General features: G+C 64.8%; 14 protein-coding genes, 1 tRNA gene and 1 pseudogene. 9 read left to right on the top strand and 7 right to left on the bottom strand.

The annotated features are described in order from the left end of the window. Positions 1–11 precede the first annotated feature (11 nt). Positions 12–995 (top strand): M23 family metallopeptidase, encoded by a 984-nt coding sequence (locus FOC40_RS08410; protein ID WP_003794662.1) that lies wholly within the window; start codon positions 12–14, stop codon positions 993–995. Then, positions 992–1,819 (top strand): glycerophosphodiester phosphodiesterase, encoded by an 828-nt coding sequence (locus tag FOC40_RS08405; RefSeq protein WP_003794663.1) that lies wholly within the window; start codon positions 992–994, stop codon positions 1,817–1,819. Before FOC40_RS08410 ends, FOC40_RS08405 begins: the two co-directional genes overlap by 4 nt. A 132-nt stretch (positions 1,820–1,951) precedes the next feature. Here the strand turns inward: FOC40_RS08405 and FOC40_RS08400 are convergent, their stop codons facing one another. The 6 genes from FOC40_RS08400 to FOC40_RS08375 all read right to left on the bottom strand — a co-directional run bounded on the left by FOC40_RS08400 (position 1,952) and on the right by FOC40_RS08375 (position 6,888). Continuing rightward, entirely contained in the window at positions 1,952–2,716 is a 765-nt protein-coding gene (locus tag FOC40_RS08400) for a hypothetical protein (RefSeq protein ID WP_003794666.1), read from the bottom strand. Further along, positions 2,713–3,204 (bottom strand): hypothetical protein, encoded by a 492-nt coding sequence (locus FOC40_RS08395; RefSeq protein WP_231125998.1) that lies wholly within the window; start codon positions 3,202–3,204, stop codon positions 2,713–2,715. Before FOC40_RS08395 ends, FOC40_RS08400 begins: the two co-directional genes overlap by 4 nt. Next, the gene (locus tag FOC40_RS10725) at positions 3,201–3,623 is read right to left on the bottom strand and encodes a hypothetical protein (protein WP_003794670.1); all 423 of its coding nucleotides are present in this window, start codon (positions 3,621–3,623) and stop codon (positions 3,201–3,203) included. The genes FOC40_RS08395 and FOC40_RS10725 overlap by 4 nt, the downstream gene beginning before the upstream one ends. Positions 3,624–3,633: 10 nt before the next feature. Further along, a complete protein-coding gene (locus FOC40_RS08385; RefSeq protein WP_003794673.1) occupies positions 3,634–4,725 on the bottom strand; it encodes a glycine zipper domain-containing protein in 1,092 nt (363 codons plus the stop codon). Between the two features lie 499 nt (positions 4,726–5,224). Further along, a complete protein-coding gene (locus FOC40_RS08380; protein WP_003794675.1) occupies positions 5,225–6,643 on the bottom strand; it encodes a sodium:proton antiporter in 1,419 nt (472 codons plus the stop codon). Positions 6,644–6,812: 169 nt separating this feature from the next. Next, a tRNA-Arg gene (locus FOC40_RS08375) sits at positions 6,813–6,888 on the bottom strand. A 100-nt stretch (positions 6,889–6,988) separates the two neighbouring features. Between FOC40_RS08375 and FOC40_RS08370 the strand changes: the two genes are divergently transcribed. Further along, the gene (locus FOC40_RS08370) at positions 6,989–7,444 is read left to right on the top strand and encodes a ribose-5-phosphate isomerase (RefSeq protein ID WP_003794677.1); all 456 of its coding nucleotides are present in this window, start codon (positions 6,989–6,991) and stop codon (positions 7,442–7,444) included. Positions 7,445–8,484: 1,040 nt separating this feature from the next. On the opposite strand, the gene FOC40_RS08365 is transcribed toward FOC40_RS08370, so the two are convergent. Next, the gene (locus tag FOC40_RS08365) at positions 8,485–9,744 is read right to left on the bottom strand and encodes an Nramp family divalent metal transporter (RefSeq protein WP_003794681.1); all 1,260 of its coding nucleotides are present in this window, start codon (positions 9,742–9,744) and stop codon (positions 8,485–8,487) included. A 170-nt stretch (positions 9,745–9,914) separates the two neighbouring features. Here FOC40_RS08365 and argS point away from each other — a divergent pair, with 170 nt between their 5' ends. From argS to FOC40_RS08335, 6 genes and pseudogenes are all read left to right on the top strand, one after another. Further along, positions 9,915–11,594 carry an arginine--tRNA ligase gene (gene argS, locus FOC40_RS08360; protein WP_003793189.1) on the top strand — a complete coding sequence of 560 codons (1,680 nt, stop codon included), beginning with the start codon at positions 9,915–9,917 and terminating at the stop codon, positions 11,592–11,594. 4 nt (positions 11,595–11,598) lie between these two features. Next, complete coding sequence (gene lysA / locus FOC40_RS08355) at positions 11,599–12,999, top strand: diaminopimelate decarboxylase (RefSeq protein ID WP_003794685.1); 1,401 nt, start codon at positions 11,599–11,601, stop codon at positions 12,997–12,999. A gap of 201 nt (positions 13,000–13,200) precedes the next feature. Next, positions 13,201–15,219, top strand: coding sequence for a S8 family peptidase (locus FOC40_RS08350; RefSeq protein WP_003794687.1), 2,019 nt, complete (start codon positions 13,201–13,203; stop codon positions 15,217–15,219). A 233-nt stretch (positions 15,220–15,452) separates the two neighbouring features. Further along, positions 15,453–19,769, top strand: coding sequence for a S8 family serine peptidase (locus tag FOC40_RS08345; protein ID WP_003794690.1), 4,317 nt, complete (start codon positions 15,453–15,455; stop codon positions 19,767–19,769). A gap of 237 nt (positions 19,770–20,006) precedes the next feature. Further along, complete coding sequence (locus FOC40_RS08340; protein WP_231125996.1) at positions 20,007–20,267, top strand: CopG family transcriptional regulator; 261 nt, start codon at positions 20,007–20,009, stop codon at positions 20,265–20,267. A 107-nt stretch (positions 20,268–20,374) separates the two neighbouring features. After that, a pseudogene (locus FOC40_RS08335) lies at positions 20,375–20,984 on the top strand (DUF5692 family protein); the annotation flags it as partial. Positions 20,985–21,705 lie beyond the last annotated feature (721 nt).

The raw sequence follows: 21,705 nt of genomic DNA, 5'->3' as shown, positions 1-21,705 counted from the left end.
GTCAAAACTTCATGACGAACACAGACAAGGGGGAGAGCGTGAGCGACACCGAGTGCCCGCTGCCGAAGCGCTCGCAGCTGCGAGCGGCGCGCCCCCACGACGCGGACGATCAGCCGGAGAACCCGACGACGTCTGTGATCCCGATGACTGACGAGGCCTCGGCCCCCACCCCTGATCCCGCGACGGATCGAGAGGATGCGGAGGAAAACTCGGCCTCGTCGACGGGGGAACGGCGCCGTAATGTTCACCCGGTCGGCTACGTCCTCCGCGCCCTCCTCGTGCTGGGGTTGGCGGGCACGACGATCGCCGTACCCATGACGGGACGCGTCGGATCCGACTCCTCGCTGACCGTGCCCGCGCGAGCCTTCGGCGCCTCGGTGGGCGGCCCCAGCTGGGCCCTGTCCTCCGCCCTGCCCCAGGCCACTGCCCTGGACGCGACCCTTACCGCAAACTCTCGCGCAAAGGCCAAGGCCCCCGTGTCCATCACCGGCTGCGCATCGGGCAACGGCGCCGACGGCAACCGCAACGTGCACGTCGTCGCCGATACGATCTACTGGCCGCTCCCGCAGGGCACCTACACGGTGACCTCGCCCTTCACGATGCGTATTTCGCCCGTGTCTGGCCAGCTCCTCGCTCACGAGGGCATCGACATGGCCGCCCCGCTCGACACGCCCATCACCTCCGTGTACGCCGGCGTCGTCGAGGAGGTCGCGGAGAACTCACGCTCGGGCGCCTACGTGCAGATCAAGCACACGCGTTCCGACGGCACCGTCTTCCACTCCGCCTACCTGCACCAGTACATGAACAAGATTACGGTGAAGGTCGGCGACACCGTCACCGCCGGGCAGGTCATCGGCGCGGTCGGCAACAACGGATGGTCGACGGGCCCGCACCTCCATTTCGAAATCCACGATTCTTCGGACACCCCCGTGGATCCGGACGCGTGGATGCAGACAAACAAAGCTGTTTATCTCGGACAGGAGTCTTGCTCATGATGCCCGTCACCATGCGTCAGGGGCCCATCGTTTTCGCCCACCGCGGCGGCAGCGAGGAGGCCCCCGAAAACACGATGAGCGCCTTCGCGTACGCCTACGAGGCCGGGATCCGCCACGTGGAGACCGACGCCCACGTGACCGCCGACGGCAAGGTCGTCATCTGCCACGACGAGACCGTGGACCGCTGCTTCGACGGGAGTGGCGCGATCGCTCAGATGACGTGGCGCGAGCTGTCCAAGCTGCGCCACCGCGACTCCGGGGAGCAGATGCCGCTGCTCGCTCAGGTCCTTGAGGCTTTCCCCGATATGTACTTCAACATCGACGCGAAGGAGCCGGGCGTCGAAGGCCCGCTCCTCGACGTCATCGCCGACCACGGCGCGGCTGACCGCGTGCTCGTTGCCTCCTTCTCCGAGCCGCGCCTGCGCGCCGTGCGCGGCATCGCCGCCTCGGACCCTGCGCGCGCGGTCGCCACATCTCTGGGGACCGAGGCCGTCGTGCGCCTCGTGGGCGCCGCGAAGAGCGCCACGAACCCCGCCTGGTGGCACGTGCCCGGCCCGCGCCAGGGCGCCATCGCCGCACAGGTTCCCATGCACCAGGGCCCCATCCGCGTCGTCGACGAGCGCTTCGTGGCTACTGCCCACACCCTGGGCCTGGCCGTCCACGTGTGGACCATCAACACGGTGGCCGACGTGCTGCGCCTCCTCGAGGTCGGCGTCGACGGCATCATCACCGACCGCCCCGTCTTCCTGCGCGACTTCCTGGACCAGCGCGGCCTGTGGACGCAACCCCCGGCTCCGGGTTCTGTTTCGGGTCCCAGGGACTGAGGTTAGTACGCCTCGAGAGGGGCGGAGCCGCTTGGCTCTGCCCTCTCGGCACTTGTGTCAGGCCTGCTGGCTTACTCGTTGCCGCTGAAGTCGGCCACGGCCTCGTCCAGGCCCATGCCCGCGCGGGGAGCGCTATGGGGCAAGCATTCCCATCAGCATCGCCCAGATCGCTGCGCGAGGCGGCGCATCCAGTGTTGGATCGGCTGACAGGTGGGCAAGAGCTTCCTCGTCAAGCGGCGCGTGGATTTGCGCGTGCAGATGGTCCGTCACGAAACACTCATAGTGCAAGCCGGTTTTCCACTCGCGACGGTGCATTTCCTCGCGCACGCAGGTGACGACGCTCCAGCGCCCCGAGACGCAGTCCTGGGCGAAGTGTGACTCCGCGGGACCATATGTCACGAGATCGTTGAGCACATCCTGAGCGCCTTGTGCATCCAGGGAACGAACCGCAGCGATGAAATCTGCGGGAATGTAAGGAGGCCCGTCGTGGATGGTAGGTCCGGCGTGCAGCAGGGAGGCAAAGGCCAAGATATGGGGGACTTCGCAGTAATCAACCTGACTGAAGTGCACGCCGTCCACACCGGAACGCATAACGACGGAGCGAGGCATTGTGGGCCAGATCCTCCAGTCGCGTACGACCCCGCGCATGCTAGGGGACACGACGCGGATCGCAATTTGGGTACGAGCTGCTCGCACTGGCTCTAGGATTCGTGCGGCGTCGCCGGCCAAGCCGTTGGCGCCGGCCAGTCCGAGCGACACCAGTCCGCTGGAGAGAGCAGCGCTTGAAATGCGCCCGGCATTCTCGTCACTGGCAATCATCTCGAGTAGGGCATCTGCCTGCTCGACAGTGACGATGATCTGATCCGAGGAGTTGCTTTCGATCGGATGTTCGCTCACGGGGTCACCTCCAGGGTTTGAGCCATCGTGATGAAATCATCGATGATCATTGGGAATAGAATGCTGGGGCATGTGCACGTCGCGGTCCACAGGAAACGCTGTGGAGATTGCTGTGTCGCGGGCGCAGTGCGTGTGATCCACGTGAGCTGGCTAAGGGTCAGCGACACATCGTCGAGAATGTAAGCGCCTGTTCGCCATCGAGCCTCCTCCGGGAGAACCGGCCACCTGAAGTCGTCAATAAGGTGGAATCCGGGCAACACTTCCTCGACCTGCCTGATGGTGTCCGCGTAGACTTCGTCGTCGCTCGCGTCGGTGCTGAGTGCTCCGCCGGTCACCACGAAGGTCGGAACTTTTCCCTCATCTTTCGTCTTAGCGACGGCAACGAGGCGAACGCTGGGATCCTCTGCGAGGGGGCCGAGCTGTGCGTATTCCTCCGGGGTCAGGAATCTCCATCCCGAGGAAAGAGTCATTGTTATCTGTTCGTTCACCAGAATTCCTTCCTGTCCGCATGGTTTTCGTAAGCCTCCTGATCGATGTTTCCATCGGCGTCTAAGAGCCCATGCCGCTTGGCGTACTGCCAATCGGCGTAGACCCACCGGGGGAACTTGATGGGCAGAAGGCCAATGATCATTACGAGAAGAAGTAGCATCATGAGGCATGCAAGCCCAAATATTAGCCAGTCGGGGACGTGCTTCTCAATGAGAACAGAAAATAGATAGATGAAACAAATTGATGATATAGCCGGAGAGCCGATAGCTGCCCAGTTCTTGCTGATGCGACCTTGTCCGTTCATGCGGCGCCACAGGTTCGCAGCCTTCGAGTCTGTGAACATTTCGGCGTACCATATGCCCACGCCAAGAACACCAAGAATCAGAGCGCATAGACAGCCAAGCACATTATCCTTCATAAGTCATCCCTCATTCCATCGATGCTGCAACACGGTCTACACCCTTATCATTGAGCCAATCGCCAGCAGATTCGCCAACATAGTGCCCGATCACTCCTCCGATGACGCCGCCGACAACGCCACCAACGACAGCACCAACGGGGGCGAAAGGCCCTGAGACAGCGGCGCCGATAGCAGCGCCGCCTTTGGCTCCTAGCCAGGCTCCAGCCCACGTAGCTCCCCCTGTCACAGTTCCTTTGACACCCGCTCGTGCGATCTTGTGGCCCTCGCTCCATTCGGGGTGCTGCTCGGTATCAGTTTGGTAGGTGTCGTAGGCGGTGATACCGCCGTCGACGACCGCCCCTATCGGGCCGGCAACCTTCCCAATTTTTGTGGCTATCGGAGATACCGATCGTGTGGCCATTGGTTCCAGCCCATGTCTCCCGGGCCGGAAGGCCCACTTCGACAGGTCGCCTTTGGCGAAGAATCCTTTGGGGGGTTCATACAGCCTCTTGAAATACGTCATCGAACTCCCAATGGTTATTTGCCCGCCCATGTCCAACAGTCCCACAGCATAGGGGAACGCCTTAGCTAGCGGATGCTTGTCATCCAAAATAAACTGTTCCTTGAGTGCGTCGAACACGGGTTCAATCCATTGTTCATAGACATCCACTTTGAGGTTGTCTAGCGCGAGTGAAAACACGTGCTCGGCGCGTTCATAATTCAACCGCTGGACCTCAGCTTGCGCTTGCAGCTCATTAAAACTATGGACAAGGTCATCGTCCGACTCGTCGAATAGGATTACTTTGTCTCCTACGACCACCAGACCGCAGCCTTTGGCTGCCTGCGCGATTCCCTTGTACTCGTCTCGCACTGACTTCATCGACCAGGCGAGTTCTGACACAGCGTTTGCGAGTGCTGTCAGATCGTTGGAGATCCCTTCACACACGTCCGATGCGACTTGTAAATCGTACTGGCACGAGTCGACACAGAGCGCCTCCTGCTGGCCGACAATGGAAGAAGCGCGCATCGTATCGCCGTCTGCGGTAGACAATGCGCCGGAGCTGTGTGCGCATTGATCCTTGAACGTGAAGAGATTGTCGACGTTAATGGGGAATGGCATGGAAAACCATGCTCCGTGTTGGGGCGTGTCTTCATTAGTGCTCATCGTGGCCCCCTGGCGCGCAGATATTCTCCCACTGTGTCAAAGCTGGCAGCTTCCTGATCATCGGTGGCCGTAAAAGTCTCGGATGCGGCGGTCAGACCGCGAGCGATAGTAAAAGAACAAAAAGAAGCCTTCTCTATGACACGATTGATCCTCTCAACCTGTGTCGCAAGGTCCGCCTCATTACTCCCCGCGTTACTGGGTGGTGTAAGAGTGCGGGATGCTATGTTCTCGCTTGAGTAGTTCAAGATAGTGATGGCACGCGACACCTCGTCCGCATCCTATCTGACTCCACCGGCCATTTGTCTCCCCTTACGATATGGTCAACATTAACAGATCAGGATAGCCCGCCCTTCTAGTGACCATCAAGTAACGCAGCGATAAAGCGCGGCATGACGAAACGGGGGCGGAGCCGCTTGGCTCCGCCCCCCTCGACGCATCTGTCAAGACCGCCGGCTCACTCGTTGCCGCTGAAGTCGGCCACGGCCTCGTCCAGGCCCGCGCGACGGATGCGCACGAGCGACAGGAACGCCAGGCCGGTGGCCAGGGCGATGCCCAGGCCTCGAACCAGCCAGGTCTCGCCCACGAAGATCATTGCCATGGCGGCCAGGACGGGCACCAGGAGCGTGAACGCGTAGCCGATGTAGCGGCCGAACGACGGCATGGGCACGCCGTCGGACTCGGCGACCGACTTGACCATGAAGTTCGGACCGTTGCCGATGTACGTGATCGCGCCGCAGAACACGGCGCCGAGCGAAATCGGGATCAGGTAGTACTCGGGCACGCCCGCGACCAGGGTGCCATCGCCGCCGGACGCCTTCGCCATCTCGAAGAACGTCATGTACGTCGGGGCGTTATCCAGGATTGAGGATAGGCCGCCCGTGAACACGAAGTACGTCATGCGGGTCAGCGGCAGCGACGGGGCGATCTGCTCCAGGTAGCGCAGCGCCGGCGCCATCGTCGAGAAGATGCCGATGAACAGGGTCGCAACCTCCATGATCGGAGCCCACGTAAACGCGTTCTCCTCGAAGCGCACCTTCTTGTCCGAGAGCTTGTAGGACAGGCCCGCAACCGTGAACATGATGATCTCGCGCCACGGCACGAAGCCGGTCCACGAGTGCACGTGCCCCTCGGCCAGGGCCTCGCCGTCCCAGGATGGAGCGAAGGCGACGGCCAGGATGATGATCGCGAAGAACAGCAGGTTGATTGTGCCGTGCAGCCTCAGGGGCTTGATCTCGCGGTCGTCAGCCTCGATCGAGGACGTGTCCTCGGACGCGTAACGCACGCGGTCGATCGAGTAGTACGACAGGAGCAGCAGCGCCAGAACGAACAGCCACTCCTTCCACAGCGCGAACGTCCACGCGAAGGGCACGCCGTGCAGGTATCCGAGGAACAGCGGCGGGTCGCCGAGCGGAGTCAGTATGCCGCCACAGTTCGCCACGATGAAGATTGTGAACAGGACCGTGTGCACGCGGTGCTTACGTTCCTTGTTCGTCTCCAGGAGCGGGCGGATCAACAGCATGGCCGCGCCCGTCGTCCCAATGAACGAGGCCAGCAGGCCGCCGATCGCCAAGAAGATCGTGTTGTTACGCGGGGTCGCCTTGATGTCACCGGCCAGGTGAATGCCGCCGGAGACCACGAACAGCGCGAAGAGCAGCGCGATGAACTGCACGTACTCCACGCCCGTGGCGATGAGCGGGCCCGTGCCCGCCTTCACGAACATCCAGATCGTCGTCGGCACGCCCAGCGCGAGCGCGACGGACAGCTGGGAGGATTCCTTCTCCCACCAGTGCGAGGTCTTCGGGATGATAGGCAGAAGGGCGATACATGCGAGCATCGCGACGAAGGGGAGCAGGCTCCACCAGGGATAGGTCATCGGCCAGTCCTTGATTGACGATAAATACGCCCCCCATTTTATGGGGTAGGGGAACGGGGTGTGGAGCGTTCCGGGAGGTGGGAGTGGCCTCATCGACGAGGCCGGGGCGCGTTCGCTCACGGGTTTCCGCTGGGTTGGGCGCGGGCATTGTGAGCGGTGTGGATATGAGTGGCACCCCGAACAGGACTCGAACCTGCGACCTCTTGCACCGGAGGCAAGCGCTCTATCCGCTGAGCTATCGGGGCAGCTCGGTCAGTTTAGCAGGGTTTCATACGACCACGCGGGACGGTGATGTGTGCCATACTAGTGGGCGTTGCTTGTTTGAGAACTCTTCAGGAGGATCCCATGCGCGTTCATATCGGCACCGATCACGCCGGTTTCGAACTCAAGGAAAAGGTCGTTGCGCACCTACGCGAGGCTGGTCACGACGTCGTCGACCACGGCGCCCACACCTACGATGCGCTCGACGACTACCCGCCGTTCTGCATCGAGGCAGCCCAGGCTGTCGTCGACGAGCCGGGCAGCCTCGGCATCGTCATCGGAGGCTCCGGTAATGGCGAGCAGATGGCCGCCAACTGCGTGGAAGGCGTGCGTGCCGCCCTCGTGTGGTCGGATGCGACCGCGCGTCTGGCCCGCGAGCACAACGACGCGAACGTGGTGGCCGTCGGCGCCCGCCAGCACAGCGAGGAAGAGGCTCTGGCCCTCATCGACGCTTTCCTGGAGACCCCCTTCAGCGGCGACGAGCGCCACCAGCGCCGCATCGACCTGATGAAGGACTACGAGCGCTCCGTGCGCGCCTGATAGCCTCTGGCGTTGATACCTGCGCTTCTCGCGCTAATTCATACGAGGCGGGGCCGGTGAATGACCACCGGCCCCGCTTTGTGCGTCCGCTTCGGCAGTTTTTGCCGTCGTTCGTTGCCTGAGGTGTCTCGGCGCTGTGCGCTCCGCCTGATCTGGAGCTACCGTGTGGGCTATCGTCTGCTCGCCACCCTTGTGGCTTACCTGTGGCTCGGCGCGTCCGATGGAAGCCTCGCCAGGGCCCGCAGACCGCGCGGTATCCCCAACTTGTCTGCCCTCTGCGACGACGTTCTGCTCTTATGTGTGAGAGTTCATGCCGCTGAGTTGTTTCGTGTTACAAACGTCGTCAATTCGAGCGACTTTTTGTAGGTCTCCACGGGCGATTGTTACAAACGTCGTCAATCCACACGATATTTCGCCAGAAAACGCTTGTTTTGGACTTGGTTTGACGACGTTTGTAACAGGACCCCGTATTGAACGATTGAAAATGCTCCGATTTGACGACGTTTGTAACATCGGGCGTCCGGGGAGCGATCGTCCGCACAGGCGCAGCAGGTTTCGCGTTGCCTGTTCTGAGGGATCTTGCAGTCCTCGCCGCCGTCTCCAAGCGGGAGCTCAGCAATATCGCATGCAATTCCCCAGTGAGTCCTTCAAGCTGTGGTAGCAGATCCTTGAGATTGCAGCGTTTTCGAGAATACGTCGGTGCAGGAAGTCGTGGAATTGCATGCGACTGTGGGTGTGGGTGGCCGCATCGGCGTATCAGTGGGGGTGCTCGCTGCACGAAACCGATGACACCTTTGCTGCCTCGTAGTCATTGCGAAGTGAAACCGCTATCGCCACTGCGGGTGAAGATTAGCTGAATTTAGACGCGTTTCGACTTGCAAAGGTGCTCGCGGTTTCAATGGGGGCTGATTGGATCCCTGCAAAGGTGTCAGTGGATTCAATGGTGGCTGAGTGGGGTGGGAAAAAGTGCCGCCGGCCGCCACTCCGGCCCAGCAAGGCCCGTGGCAACCGACAAGGGGCCCGAGCCCCGGCCTCGCCTCTTAGCCCTGGCCGGTGAGGGTGAGGTACACGAGGAACAGGTTCAGCGCGACGATGACGGCCGCGATGAGGAAACCGGTGACGCGCAGGGGGCGATTGTTGGTGTAGTCGCCCATGACGTCGCGGTTGGCGGTGAGGCGCATGAGCGGGATGATCGCGAAGGGGATGCCGAACGATAGGGCGACCTGCGAGACGACGAGCGCCCACGTGGGCTCGGCGCCCGCGCCCAGGATGATGAGCGCGGGGATCAGGGAGAAGAGGCGACGCGCCATGATGGGCACGCGGATGTGGAGCAGGCCGTTCATGATCTCTGAGCCCGCGTAGGCGCCCACCGACGTGGACGCCAGGCCCGATGCGAGCAGGCCGACCGCAAACACCGTGCCGACGATGGGCCCGAGCGTGGAGGAGATCGCGGCGTGCGCGCCCTCGATCGTGTCGGTGCCGCTTTGGCCGGCCAGTGCCGCGGCGGCCAGGAGCAGCAGGCCGATGTTGACCAGACCCGCGATGCTCAGCGCCCAGTAGATGTCGATGCGGGTCGCGCGCAGTAGGCGCGAGAGGTGTCCCGAGGAGTGGCGGGCGTCGCCGGTGGAGGGGCCGAGCTCGTCGGCCTCGTGGTCGTTGACGAGGGAGGAGTGCAGGTAGACCGCGTGCGGCATGACGGTCGCACCCAGCATGGAGGCGGCCACGAGGACCGAGTCGGTGCCCTGGAAGCGAGGAACGAGCCCGCCGAGCATGCCCGAGGGGCTGGGGGGCGCGACGAAGAGGCCCGCCAGGAATCCCAGCGTGATGATGATCAGCAGGCCGACGATGATCGTCTCGAACTGGCGCTGGCGCCCACCGCCCTGAACAAGAAGCAGAGCCATCGACACGATGCCGACGATGACGCCGCCCCACAGGAGCGGAACCCCAAAGAGGAGGTGGAGGGCGAGTGCGCCGCCGATGACTTCGGCCAGGTCGGTCGCGGCGGCCACGATCTCGGCCTGAAGCCAGAATGCGATGCGCCCGGGCTTGCGCATGCGTGCACCCAGCAGGGCGGGCAGGGACTGGCCGGTGACCAGGCCGAGCTTGGCGGAGAGGTACTGGATGACCATCGCGAAGATGTTCGAGGCCACGAGAACCCACACGAGCAGATACCCGTAGCGCGCGCCCGCCGTGATGTTGGCGGCGACGTTTCCGGGGTCGACGTAGGCGACGGCCGCGACGAAGGCGGGGCCGAGGAGGGGGATGAGCTTGCGGCGCTGCTGGGTGTCCGTGGTGGTCACAGGTGTTCCTCACTGCTGACGAAAAACGTTCGGTTACCCGAAACTGTACCCGTCTCGAGGCCCGCGGGGCGGGGGAGGGGTGGGGAATGGGACGCGCATGTGGCCAGGTTTTCATCCACGAGGCCGGGGAGAGTTCGCGGATAGGAGCACAAACCCCGTAGTCTAAAGGGGTGACTCCTGAAGAACTTGCTACTCTCATCCGCGCGACCCTGCTGGACGCTGCTGCCGCCGGTCGCATTTCGATCGACCCCTCGCTGGTCCCCGACCCCGTGACCGTGGAGCGCCCGCGCGTGCGCGAGCACGGTGACTGGGCGACCAACGTCGCGATGCAGCTCGGTAAGAAGGCCGGCATGGCGCCGCGTGAGTTCGCGCAGATCCTCGCCGATGACCTGGCCGCCGCCGACGGTATCGACTCCGTCGAGGTCGCTGGCCCCGGCTTCATCAACATCCGCCTGGGCGCGGGTGCGGCCGGCGAGCTGGCTCGCACGATCGTTGAGGCCGGCGCCGCGTACGGCCGCAACGAGACCCTCTCGGGCCGCTCGATCAACCTCGAGTACGTCTCTGCAAACCCGACCGGCCCCGTGCACCTGGGCGGCGCCCGCTGGGCAGCCGTCGGTGACTCTCTCGCCCGCCTCATGGCCGCCTCCGGCGCCGCCGTGACCCGCGAGTACTACTTCAACGACCACGGCTCGCAGATCGACCGCTTCTCGCATTCTCTCTACGCCCGCGCCATGGGCCGCGAGGTTCCCGAGGACGGCTACGGCGGCCAGTACATCGCCGACATTGCCGACCAGGTCCGTGCTGACGCGCGCGCGGCCGGCGAGCCCGACCCGATCACCCTGCCCGAAGAAGAGGCTATCGAGGTCTTCCGTGCTCGCGGCGTTGAGCTGATGTTCGCGGAGATCAAGGAGCGTCTGCACTCCTTCCGGGCCGACTTTGACGTCTTCTTCCACGAGGAGTCCCTGCACACCTCCGGCGCGGTTGCCGCGGCGATCGAGCGCCTGCGCGAGCGCGGCGAGATCTTCGACGAGGATGGCGCGGTGTGGCTGCGCACGACCACCTACGGCGACGACAAGGACCGCGTCCTCATCAAGTCGGACGGCCAGGCCGCGTACTTCGCGGGCGACGTCGCCTACTACCTCAACAAGCGTGAGCGTGGCGCGGATGTCGCCATCTACCTGCTGGGCGCCGACCACCACGGCTACATCGCCCGCATGATGGCGATGTGCGCTGCGTTCGGTGACAAGCCGGGCGAGAATCTGCAGATCCTCATCGGCCAGCTCGTCAACCTCGTCAAGGATGGCGAGCCCGTGCGCATGTCCAAGCGCGCCGGCACGATCGTCACCCTCGACGACCTCGTCGATGCCGTGGGCGTGGACGCCGCGCGTTACGCCCTCGTGCGAGTCTCGATGGACACGCAGGTCGACATTGACCTGGACCTGCTCTCGCAGCACTCCAATGACAACCCGGTCTACTACGTGCAGTACGCGCACGTGCGTGCCTGCAATGTCGCCCGCAATGCGGCCGAGCATGGCGTCACCCGCGATGCTGGCTTCGACCCGGCCGCCCTCGACTCCGAGGCCGACGAGGCCCTGCTGGCAGCCCTCGCCCAGTTCCCCGCGCAGGTTGCGCAGGCGACCGAGCTGCGCGAGCCGCACCGCATCACCCGCTACCTCGAGTCCCTGGCTGCGACCTACCACGCCTGGTACGGCCAGTGCCGCGTGACGCCTCGCGGCGATGACCCGGTTGAGCCCGGCCACATCGCCCGCCTCTGGCTCAACGACGCGGTCACCCAGGTGCTGCGCACCGGCCTCGGCCTCCTCGGTGTGAGTGCCCCCGAGAGGATGTGACTCAGTGAGCGAGACGGCAAGCGTCGGTACCCTCACCTGCCCGACCCCCGATGAGCGCCCCGACCTGTGGCCGTGGAGCGCTTCTCGGGAGGGTGGCGTGCTGCGCCTGGGAGGTGTCGACCTGACCAGCGTCGCCGCCGACTTCGGCACGCCCACCTTCGTGCTTGACGTCGAGGCCATGCGCGGCCGGGCCCGCGTGTGGGCTTCGGCGATGGCCGAGGAGTTCTGGGACGGATACGGCATGAACGGCGGTGACGCCTTCTACGCTGGCAAGGCCTTCCTGAGCGCCGACGTCGCGCGCCTTGTCGCCGCCGAGGGCATGGGTATCGACACCGCCTCGCTCGGAGAGCTGAGTCTGGCCCTGCGCGCCGGGGTGGGCCCCGACCGTATCGGCCTGCACGGCAACAACAAGTCGGATGCGGAGATCCGCCTCGCCCTTCAGGCTGGCATCCACCGCATCTTCATCGACTCGATGGACGAGGTCCACCAGATCGAGCGCATCGCCGCTGACCTCGGCGTCGTCGCGCCCGTCATGGTGCGCCTGAAGTCCGGCATCCACGCGGGCGGCAACGAGTACATTGCGACCGCCCACGAGGACCAGAAGTTCGGCCTGTCCTTGGCCACCGGTCAGGCGTACGAGGCCGTGGCCGTGATCAAGGATGCGGCGCACCTGGACTTCCGGGGCCTGCACAGCCACATCGGCTCCCAGATTTTTGGGACCGAGGCCTTTGCCGAGGCCGCGCGCATCGTCATCGACTTCGCGGCGCTCCTGAAGGCTGAGCTGGGCCTGGACGTTCCCGCCATCGACCTGGGCGGCGGCGTCGGCATCGCCTACACCGGGCAAGATCCGGTCCCGACCTCCCCGGTCGAGGTCGCCCGCGCCCTGGCCACCGTGGTGCGCGAGCGCTGCGCCCACCACGGCCTGCCGATCCCGCACGTGTCCGTTGAGCCGGGTCGCTCGATTGCCGGCCCGTCGATGGTCATGCTCTACCGCGTCGGCGTCGTCAAGGACATTTCCCTGGAAGACGGGGGAGTGCGCCGCTACGTGGCGATCGACGGCGGCATGTCGGATAACATCCGCCCGGTCCTCTACGACGCGGCCTACACGGCGACGCTCGCTAACCGCGATCCCGCCGATGCATCTGAACTCGCGCGCTGCCGCATCGTCGGCAAGCACTGCGAGAGCGGCGACATCATCATCCGCGATATCGACCTGCCGGCCGACATCGCGGGTGGCGACCTGCTGGCCGTTCCCGCTGTGGGGGCATACGGCTACTCGATGGCCTCGAACTACAACATGTTGACGAAGCCGGGCGTGCTCGCCGTTGAGGATGGATCGGCGCGCTGGTTCATCCGTCCGCAGACAGTCGACCATCTGCTGGCCCTCGACGCCGGCCTGGAGTAAACGTCGGCTTCCAACAAAACGAGCGACGAGACGGGGAGTGCCTACGGGTGTTCCCCGTCTCATATGCGGTGAATTGATGGAGTCTTGGAGGATGGACTTAGGTAAGCCTAGGTTTTGTTGTTACTGACAAACTCTAGGATGATGGGTGCAGCTGTGAATGCAGTCGAAATCCTGACAGTGACAATCGAAAGTCGAGGAACTATGCGCCGCACTGCCGCACGCATCGGCATCGTCGCCGCTCTCGCCCTGTCCATGGGCGTGGCCGCGGTGAACGCCCCCTCCGCCCGTGCTGAGGAGCCCGGACTCGTCTCCGCAGCCCGCGCTGACAACGACGAGATGAACTACGCGATCAACCTCGCCGGCACGAACCCCGAGGACCTTCAGCGGGCCCTCGCCCTCGTCCCCGGAGCCGGCGGTGCCGCCCTGGCCTCGTACCCGGAGATCGGTACCTTCTTCGCGCAGAGCGCCACGCCCTCGTTCGCGCCCGACCTGGCCGCCGCCCTGCGACAGGCCGGTATCTCCATCCACTCGATCGGCCCGACCCGCGTGGCCCCCGTCCTCTACTACGAGCGCGTCGACCTGCCCACCGACAAGAAGGATGAGGCCCCGCAGTCCGGCGCGGCAGGCGGTCTGAACGCGATGCGCGACGAGACCGCGAGCGCTGCCCCCGCTGAAGCGAACGAGGAGATCTTCAACTGGGGCGCCGTCGCCATGCACGCGCGCGAGGCTGAGGCAGTCAATGTCAAGCGCGCCCCCGTGACCGTCGCGGTCGTTGACTCCGGCGTTGAGGATACGCATCCCGACCTGGAGGGGCGCGTCGATACGTCGCGTTCTGTGAAGTGCTCGGTCAACGGCGTTGCCACGCAGGACTTCTACGGGTGGCGTGATGAGTTCTACCACGGCACGCACGTCGCGGGCATTATCGCTGCCAACCACAATGACATTGGTATCGACGGCATCGCCCCTGAGTCGACCATCGTCGCCATTCAGGCGACCAACGACAACCGCCTCATCTACCCCGAGTACGTGACCTGTGCGTTCATGTGGGCGGCGAGCCACGGGGTGGACGTCGTGAATAACTCCTACTCGATGGACCCGTGGGTCTATTGGAGTCCGACCGACCCCGAGCAGGCTGCGGGCCTTGAGGCGGCCACGAGGTCGATCAAGTACGCGCAGGACAAGGGCCTGGCTGTGATCGCGGCGGCCGGTAACGAGGGCGTCGACATTGATAGCCCGACGATCGACAACGGGTCCCCGACGGACGTCCCCACGCCGACGAAGAATCGTGCAGTGAAGGGCAGTATCCGCGTTCCCTCCATGCTCGACGGTGTCGCTCAGGTGAGCGCGGTTGGTCAGGCGTACAACGTGAAGCCGGGTCTGTCCCTGGGCCGCGCTGAGTTCTCCAACTACGGTCAGACGATCGATTTTGCCGCCCCGGGCGACCAGATCTACTCCACGGCCACGACGCTCTTCTACCGCAGCGGCTACGCCGTCGCCGACGGCACGTCCATGGCGACCCCGCACGTGTCGGGCGTCGCGGCACTCATTAAGTCGGTGCACCCGGAGCTTACGGGCGCCCAGGTCATCGACCTGATGAAGAAGCAGGCCGCTGCCAACTATGGACGTCTCAACGCTCCCATCGACGGTAAGGAATACCGCGGTTACGGCTTCCTCGACGCCCTCGACGCGGTGTCGGGCGGTCAGGATCAGGCCGACGAGGCCAAGGCTGGAACGTGGATGAAAGATGCGATCGGCTGGTGGTACCGCTACCAGGACGGCTCCTACCCGGCCTCTGCGGCAATTGCGATCGGCGGAGCAACCTATCGCTTCGACGCGCGCGGATACATGGTGACCGGGTGGGTCCGTGAGGCAGGCCAGTGGTTCTTCCACCAGGCCTCGGGCGCGCAGGCCTCGGGGTGGACGCAGGTCGAGGGCACCTGGTACTACCTGGATCCGGCCACGGGCGCGATGGCGACGGGCTGGGTGTTCGTCAATGGCACCTGGTACTACCTCAGCGCTTCGGGTGCGATGGGTACCGGCTGGGTTCGCGATGGATCCACCTGGTACTACCTCACGCTCTCCGGTGGCATGGCGATCGGGTGGCTGCATGAGGGAGATTCCTGGTACTACCTGGGTTCCTCGGGGGCGATGGTCACCGGCACCCAGCAGGTAGATGGGACGACCTACACCTTCGGTCCGGACGGGCGCCTGCGGCACTAGGCTGAGCGACGTCGTCACGGCGGGGCCATGCACCTGAGGGTGCGCGGCCCCGCCGCGCTGTCAGGAGGCCTCGCGTGCGCTCGTGGGGAGTGGTTACCCGACAGCGTCGCCTTTGTTGAGGTGATGGCGGATTTAAGTTGGTCTATATTGTGGCGAGTGACAAACTAAAGCATGATAGTTTCGATGGGTACATTGTCGTACTCGCCAGACCCACAACTGAAAGTCGAGGAACCATGCGCCGCAATGTTGCACGCATCGGGCTCGTCGCCGCCCTCGCCCTGTCCATGGGCGTGGCCACAGCGACCGCCCCACCCACCCGGGCCGACGATCATACCGGCCTCATCGCGCCCGCTCGCGCCAGCGCCGGCCTGATGAACTACGCCATCAACCTCAGCCCTCGGGCCAGCGCCGAGGACCTCGCGCGCGCGACCTCGCTGGTCGCATCCGCCGGTGGCGTCACGCTGGCCTCCTACCCGGAGCTCGGGACGTTCTTCGCCCAGAGTGAGTCGACCTCGTTCGCCCCGGACCTGGCCGCAGCCCTGGCGAAGGCCGGAATTTCCGTGCACTCGTTGGGCCCGACACGCGTGGCCGCCGTGCCCGAGGGGGAGCGCCAGGCCGCCGCCCCGGACCCGCAGCCCGGCCCGCAGTCTGGCGAGGCGAGCCCGGCTCAGTCGGGCGCACAGTCGGGTGGCCCGTCCTCTCTACGTGGACAGGACGCGACCGAGGCTGATAAGCCCGAGGAGGTCGTCAACTGGGGTGCCCAGGCGATGAGCGCCACCGACGCGGCGGCCGTGCCGATTGCGCACGCGCCCGTCACGGTCGGTGTCATCGACACCGGCATCGACGACACGCACCCCGACCTCGTGGGGCGCGTCGACACCTCCCGTTCCGTCTCCTGCGGGCACAACGGCATCCCCTCTCAAGCCTACGGGTCGTGGCGTGACGACTACTTCCACGGCACGCATGTCGCGGGCATCATCGCGGCGAATCACAACGGCATCGGCATCGATGGCATCGCGCCGACCGCGAGCCTCGTGTCCATCAAGGCCTCCAACGACGAGCAGCTCATGTACCCCGAGTACGTGACCTGCGGCTTCATGTGGGCCGCCAGCCACGGTGTTGACATCGTCAACAACTCTTACTCGATGGACCCGTGGGTCTACTGGAGCCCGAGCGATCCCGAGCAGGCCGCGGGCCTCGAGGCCGCGACCCGCGCCATCGCATACGCACAGGGCAAGGGGCTGGCCGTCATCGCCTCGGCGGGCAACGACGGCATGGACAACGACAACGTCACGACCGACAGCGGGTCGCCGACCGACCTTGACGCCCCGATCAAGGACCGCCCCGTGAAGAACGGCGTGAAGGTCCCCGCCATGGTCGAGGGCGTCAGTCAGGTCAGCGCCGCCACGCGCACCAATGTCGAGACCAAGCCCGAATGGGCAAACCTCAAGCGCGCCGACTTCTCCAACTACGGCAAGAGCGTCGACTTTACTGCTCCGGGGCAGGACATCTACTCGACCGTACCTACGGCGATTTTCTCCTCCGGCTACGCCAAGACCAGCGGCACCTCCATGGCCACGCCCCACATCACGGGCATCGCCGCGCTCATGAAGTCGATCCACCCGGGATTCCAGGGCAAGCAGATCACCGACCTCATGCGCAAGCAGGCCGCCATGGAATACACGCGTCTGGAAGCGCCCGAGGACGGCAAGGAATTCCGCGGCTACGGCTTCATCAACGCGCTGACCACCATGCGCCGCGACCAGCCCCAGCCGACCGTCCAGACCCTGCAGTACCGGGTCGGCAAGGGCGAATGGAAGGACGTGCACGGAGCGACCCTGCCGGCCGGCCCCGTCACCTTCTACACCGAGGCGATCGCCCCGATCAGCCACCTGCACATGGACGTTGCCGGCTTGGCATCCGTCGACCGCGACGGCTCGGGCAAGTACTTCGACGATGCCCTGGGTGCCTCGATCGAAAACGTGGACCTCAGCGCACTGCTGCCCGAGGGCGCGGACTCGGTGACCGCCCGCGTCCAGGTCAGCGCCACCGGCATCAACTTCGATCGCCAGGCTGACGACGACACGGGTCGCGAGGCCGTCTTCACCGTCTCGCGCGACCCGAACGCCGCCGTCACCCCGGCCCCCGCGCCCGATACGGACGCGACGCCCGCGCCGGCTGGCCCCGCCAAGGCTGGCATCACCGCTCCCGCGCGCAGCAACGACCAGCTGCCCGCCAACTACGCGGTCAACCTGCCCAAGGGCACCGATAACGCCGCCTTCCAGCGTGCGGCGGCCCAGGCCTCGTTCCACGGTGGGCTCGTCCTGGCCCAGTACCCTGCCTTCGGGACGTTCTTCGTGCAGTCCGCGTCGCCCACCTTCTCGCCCGACCTGGGCGCGGCTCTCGTGAAGGAGGGCATCAGCTACGACTCGATCGGCCCGACCCGCCAGGCGCCCGTCGGCGGTAACGAGGCCGTGGTCCCCATCTCCTACGAGACCCGAGTCGCGGCGGACGCGGCGATTGCGGCAGCACCGCGCTCCCAGGGAGCGCAGGGTGACCAGGACGCGGCCCTCACCCCGGACCCGCAGACCGGCAACGGATGGCACCTCCAGGCCCTGCGCGCTCTCGAGGCGCAGGGTGTGGACGTCATGCGCGCGCCCGTCACGGTGGGCATCATGGACCAGTCCGTCGATGACACCGTGCCGGACCTGGTCGGACAGGTCGACCACGACAAGTCCGTGTCCTGCTCGTTCAACGGCATCCCGAACCGCGACCCCGCCGCCTGGCGCTGGGACGACGCCACCCACGGCACCCACGTGGCCGGCTCGATCGCCGCGAAGCACGACGGCGTGGGTGTGGACGGCGTGAACCCGACCCTGCGCATCGCCGCGATCAACGTGGCCTCGCGTAACGGCGGATTCTTCTACCCCGAGTACATCGTGTGTGGCTTCGTGTGGGCCGCCGAGCACGGCATCTCGGTCACCAATGGTTCGTACTACGTGGACCCGTGGAAGTACTGGCTCCCCAACGACCCGGAGCAGGCCGCGGGCCAGGAGGCCGTGCAGCGCGCGGTCGACTACGCGACCTCGAAGGACGTCATCAACGTCGTGGCCGCGGGTAACTTCTCGACCGACCTGGACAACCTGCCCACGACCGACAACTCGGCTCCCGGCGACACCTGGGGTGCACACGTGCGTGACGTGACGGGCGCCGTCTACATGCCACCGAAGCTGCGCGGCACGCTCTCCGTGTCCGCCCTGCAGCTGCCCGAGGGCGCCGACCCCGCAACCGGCGTGCTCGAGCCGGCCTCTTGGTCGAACTGGGGTGCGAACAGCATCGACTTCGCCGCCCCCGGCGCGAAGATCTACGCGCCTCTGACGAGCTGGTACGGCAAGGCCTACGGCAACCTGTACGGCACCTCGCAGGCATCGCCTCTGGCAGCCGCCGTCATCGCGACGCTGCGGCAGGTCCACCCGGAGATGAACGCCGAGCAGATCATTGCCCTGGCCAAGAAGCAGGCGGGGGATCCGTCGAACTGGGATCGCCTCAAGCCCGTCAAGGGCCGCGAGTACCGGGGCGCGGGCCTGCCCAACGCCCTGGACGCCGTCCTCAAGGACCAGGCGAAGCCCGTCATCGGCAGCGTCGAGTACTCGACGGATGGCACCACCTGGCAGCCGCTGGCGGGGGAGAGCGTCGCCGGGCGCGTCTCCATCCGTGTGACGGTGACCGGTCCGGTGACCTCTGCGCGTCTCCTCGTCGGTGAGCGCGAGGTCGCGACCGGTGTGGGTAACGGCGCCTTCGAGGGCAACTCGGTGACGCTGCAGGCCGACGGCGTGGACGTGTCCCACCCGAACGGCACGGGACGCTTCGCGGGCGCCGCGACGGTCACGGTCGAGGCCATGGGCCGCAACAACGACGCCCGCGCCGACGACGACGCGACGCTCCAGGTTCCCTTCACCGTCAGCCCCGACCAGGTCGGTCCCGACGAGGCCCGCTCGGGCCGCTGGGTGTCCGGCGTGTTTGGCTGGTGGTGGCGCTACGAGGACGGCACCTACCCGACCTCGATGCAGCTGCGCATCGACGGGGCGATCTATCGCTTCGATGCCCGCGGGTACATGGTGACCGGCTGGTTCAGCGAGGGCGGCCACTGGTTCTACTACGGACCCTCCGGCGGCCAGGCCGCAGGCTGGGTGCAGGTGCGTGGAACCTGGTACTACCTGGATCCCATCAGCGGCGAGATGGCGAGCGGATGGACCAAGGTGCGCGACACCTGGTACTTCCTGGGCTCCTCGGGCGCGATGCACGCCGGCTGGATGCGTGAGGGCTCCACCTGGTACTACTTGGCCGATTCCGGTGCGATGGCCACGGGCTGGGCGCGCATCGGATCCTCCTGGTACCACTTCGCCACCTCCGGCGCGATGAGCACCGGCTGGGTGAAGGACGGCGGCTCCTGGTTCTACCTCTCCTCCTCCGGGGCGATGGTGACCGGGGCGCGCTGGATCGACGGCACGCGCTACGTGTTCGACGACGAGGGCCGCCTCCAGGAGTAGGTATCACGAGGCCGGGGTTCCTTCCTGGTTGAGACGGAGAGAGGGGCCGCGCACGATGTCTCGTGCGTGGCCCCTCGTACGTGTGATGCCTGCGTGGGAAGAGATGCCGTGGGGCCTTCCCTTGGTGCCTATTTTGTACATACACTGATGAGTGTGCGAATGGGTGGGTTGATTTCATCCGATGCTGGTAACGCGAGCGGTGCTCGCAGAGGTTGGTTTAAGGAGGTAATGATGGCGATGTATACGTCAGCTGATGGTGCGACCTTCACTGATGAGGATCTGGAGCGTTGGGGGAACCAGGCCGAGAACGGTGTGCCTTACGACGGGAAGCATCTCGGTTCGTCTGTGGCCGGACGCCCGATTAGCGTTGGTGTTGGTGCTAAGCCGTTCACCCTCCGTCTTGACCGTTCTCGTCGTGCCAAGCTCGCTGAGGTGGCTCAGGAGCGCGGTACGACGCCGTCGCAGCTTGTGCGCGATTTGATTGATTCGCTCGAGTAGGGCCGCCTGCCGCAGTAGCCGCGACGAGGCTGGGGATCCTTCCCGGTCGAGCGTTAGAGACGGGCCGCGCGCGTCTTTTTGTGCGCGGCCCCTCATGCGTGTCGGTATCGGTGCGCGGCTTCATCTGGGTGGATATGGTGTGGCCGTGGGTGATTGCCTACGACCTGTGGAACCACGCGTTCTTGTACAATTCGCTGGCCGACTACACGTGGTATTGCACGCTTGCCCTGCTCCAGGCCTGTATGATCCCGGCGTTCACGTGGGCGAAGGGCCAGTGGATCTGGTTCCGCTGCTTCACCCTGGTTTTCATGGATCTCCATGAATACGCTCCTGCCCGAGGTCCTGGTGCCGCCCTCGGACATCTTCAACTTCGCGACGATGGACCCGCGCGCGAACATCGCGTGTGCGGCGCTCGCGCTCGCGGCTAATGTCGCGCTGTTTGCCTAGTGGCTGTACAAGATCGTGGTGTTTAGGAGGAATCCGATCACGGGGGTCGTGTATTGCGAGCTGGCGGAGTTCCGCACGATCGTGCGCGAGCACTGCGACGATAGGGATAAGTACTTCCTGGTGGATCGCATCCCCGAGACGCCGGAGGAGTTGGGCTTCGAGCCCGACTCTCCCATGCCGCGCGCGGACGGCTACGCGGCGTGGATGCCGTGGTGGAGGGGAGAGGACAGGCGGCATCCGTCTAAGCGGCTCTCGGGTTCGCGGCAGTAGCTGCCCTTCGCGTACATCGTTGACGAGGCCTCCCTGGGTGTACCGGGGAGGCCTCGAACATGTTCGGGGTGGGGCGAGGTTTACCCCGCGTCACCTGGGTGCGCTTCTGGATAGGAAACGGAGTTCTGGATAGCGTATTATCCTATCCAGAACGCAATAGCCTATCCAGAAGCCGACGGGTTATCCGGTTGTCCACGAGAGCGCGCTGCAAACACCTTATGGCGCTCGGTGCTTTCTGACTTGGCTGTGTCGATCATTGATGCGACAACAATCCTCTTCCTGTCTTAATGCACCTTATGGCGCTAGCTGCTTTCTGACCCGGACGTGTGGTCGGAGACCTGGCCACAATCGGGTATGAGTCTTAATGCGCCTTATGGCGCTCGGTGCTTTATGACCGGAGTATCTGAGTGAGGATGAGTGCAGGGCGTTTAAGCGGGTCTTAATGCACCGTTTGGCGCTCGGTGCTTTATGACGTCGATGAGAACACCGTCCAGGACACGAAGGACCGCAAGTCTTAATGCGCCGTTTGGCGCTCGGTGCTTTATGACGTCGGCCTCGCCGTCCCCACCATCCGTTCCTACATCCGGTCTTAATGCACCGTTTGGCGCTCGGTGCTTTATGACTCGCCTACTGGCAAACAATCAACGGACGACGAACACTCGTGTTTTAATGCACCTGATGGCGCTCGGTGCTTTATGACGAGTCCAAGCTGGAGCTGCTC

The sequence above is a fragment of the Schaalia odontolytica genome (assembly GCF_009730335.1).
In the GTDB taxonomy this organism is placed as follows: domain Bacteria; phylum Actinomycetota; class Actinomycetes; order Actinomycetales; family Actinomycetaceae; genus Pauljensenia; species Pauljensenia dentiphila.
Note: the sequence above shows the minus strand (reverse complement) of the source record. Positions and strands in the feature narration are given on the sequence as shown.